Source organism: Hymenobacter agri, from assembly GCF_054778495.1.
The window spans coordinates 1-2,421 of record NZ_BAAGZM010000630.1 but is presented as its reverse complement, the minus strand read 5'-3'; the positions used below and the strand labels follow the sequence as shown (position 1 = coordinate 2,421).

The 2,421-nt window shown below is 66.0% G+C and carries 2 protein-coding genes; one reads left to right on the top strand and one right to left on the bottom strand.

Annotated features, from left to right (window positions below):
* Nucleotides 1-224 precede the first annotated feature (224 nt).
* On the bottom strand, nt 225-1,340 hold the full coding sequence (locus ACYVDE_RS20365) for a mandelate racemase/muconate lactonizing enzyme family protein (RefSeq protein ID WP_460503367.1): 1,116 nt from the start codon (nt 1,338-1,340) through the stop codon (nt 225-227).
* A 269-nt stretch (nt 1,341-1,609) separates the two neighbouring features.
* On the opposite strand from ACYVDE_RS20365, the gene ACYVDE_RS20360 reads away from it, so the two are divergent.
* A partial coding sequence (locus tag ACYVDE_RS20360) for an FAD:protein FMN transferase (RefSeq protein WP_460503366.1) occupies nt 1,610-2,421 on the top strand: 812 nt, incomplete at its 3' end.

The window sequence follows — 2,421 nt, the reverse complement described above, 5'->3', positions numbered from 1 at the left end:
CCGGCAGGTGGCCAGCGGCCACGGCCCACGCCTGCCGTTTTAATGCGGCTTCCTCCATTCGCCTTTTTCCTTTTCCACGTTTCCCTTCCCAGCCCGTCGCGCCCGGCCCTCCCCTGGCCCCGCGATTAGGCGCGCCCGGCCTTACCCGGCCCGTCGTGCCCACGCAAACGGGGCCGCTCGATGAGCGGCCCCGTTTGCGTTTGTCGCCTGCTCCGCAACGCGCCTTAGAAATGCACTTGCTCGGCCGCACGCAGCCAGTTTTCGGCTATGCTGGCGCCCAGGCCGGAGCCGGTAGGCATCTCGATTACGCCGCCGGGGCGGTAGCGGAAGCCGCCCACCACGGGGTCGGCCGTGAACATGAGCGGGGTGTCGAAGTCGCAGTGGTGAATGGCGGGGTTGCTGAGCGCGAGGTGGGCGGCGGCCGTCATGCCCAGACGCGATTCCAAGAAGCCGCCCACCTGCAGCGTGAGGCCGGCGGCTTCGCCCAGTTGCGCAATCTTTTGGGCCCGATGAAAGCCCGACGACTTGCCCAGCTTGATATTGAGCATCTGGCAGGCTTGCAGCTGAATGAGGCGGGCCGCGTCGTACTCGTCGCCGCAGCTTTCGTCGGCCATAATGGGGATGGGCGAGGCGGCCCGCACCCGGCTCAGCTCCATGAAATGCTGGCGCAGAATAGGCTCCTCGCAGTGCTCAATGTTGAACTCGCCCAGCGCCTGGAGCACGGCAATGGCATTCTCGGCCGTGCGCCAGCCCTGGTTGGCGTCGATGCGCAGCGGGTGCGCGGGGCCAATGCTGGCCCGAATGGCGCGGATGCGGGCCACGTCCTCGGCCAGCGTCCCACCCAGCTTTACCTTGATGGCCGGGAAGCCCTCCTGCTGAAACCGCACGGCGTCGGGCGCCATTTTGGCGGCCGGGCCCAGGCTCACGGTCATGTCGGTGGTGAGGATTTTATTATTCTTACCACCCAGAAACGCATACAGCGGTAGGCCCGCATGCTGGGCCGCCAGGTCGTGCAGGGCAATATCGAAGGCGCTTTTGCAGCTGCTGTTGCCGTAGATGATGCGGTCCAGCTCGGCCAGGCAGCCGGCGATGTCCAGCGCGTCGCGGTCTCGGAGGGCGGGCGCGAAATACTGCCCCACCACCCAGCACGTATCCAGGCTTTCGCCGTTGATGGTGAGGAAGGGGCTGCACTCGCCGAAGCCCACCAGGCCGCCGGCCGTGCGCAGCACCACCACCATATTCTCCACGGCCAGCAGTGGCCCGAGGGAGATGACGAACGGCTCGCGCAGCGGCACCCGCAGCTTGTAGATGCTCACGGATTGGATGGTGGTGTCGGACATAAAGCGGCGGGTTGGTCTACGAATAACGGCGGCTGGTCGGGATAACGCAACCCGGCCGCGGGCAATGGCTACCGGGCGACGTATTTGGACGTTTGTTTGCAAAGCGGCTAGCCGCGGGCCTGAACCGCCGGCCGGGGTAGAGACGCATATTTGCGTCTCGTCGTTGAACGAAAACGCTGGAACATCGCGGCTTTGGTCGTTCAACGACGAGACGCGAATACGCGTCTCTACCCCGGCCGCTCTCTTATCAACCGAGTCAATTCCAATTCATGAACGCACTCCCCCGCCGCCTTGCCGGCCTCTCCCTGCTGTTGGCCGCCGCCGGCAGCTTTGCCTTTTTGCCGCACCGCGCCCCCAGCAAGCTTTATGTTTCTGATTACGAGAACGTGCTGGGCACTTCTTTCGAACTGAAAGTGGACGCCACCGCCGCCCAGCCCGCTGCCCGCGCCGAAACTGCCGCGCTGCACGAGGTCGACCGGCTCAACAAAATCCTCAGTGGCTACGATGCCAGCAGCGAGTTCAGCCGCTGGCTGCGGGCCGGGCAAAAGCCGGTGGCCGTGTCGGCCGAGCTGTACGAGGTGCTGGATTTGTTTGAGCAGTGGCGGCTGAAAAGCCACGGCGCGCTCGACGCCTCGGCCGAAACCGTGAGCCAGCTCTGGCGCGACGCGGCCAAGCAGAACCGCCAGCCCACCGAGGCCGAAATTGCCGCCGCCGTGGCCGCCGTGCGCCAGCCGCACTACCTCCTCAACCCCGAAACCCGCACCGCCCAGCGCCTGAGCAGCGCCCCGCTGGTGCTCAATTCCTTCGCCAAAAGCTACATCCTCAACAAAGCCGCCGATGCCGCGCTGGCCACGCCCGGCGTGCAGGGCGTGGTGCTCAACATGGGCGGCGACATTCTGGTGCGCGGCGAGCACGCCGAGCAAATTGACGTGAGCAACCCCCGGGCCGACGCCGAAAATGACCTCCCCGTGGCCCAGCTGCAGGTGCACGACAAAACCGTGGCCACCAGCGGCGACTACCGTCGCGGCGAAACCATAGCCGGCCGCTGGTACTCGCACATCGTCGACCCGCGCACGGGCCG

Coding starts and splice junctions, on each gene's coding strand:
- ACYVDE_RS20365 (WP_460503367.1), bottom strand. CDS start 1,340: ATGTCCGACACCACCATCCAATCCGTGAGCATCTACAAGCTGCGGGTG.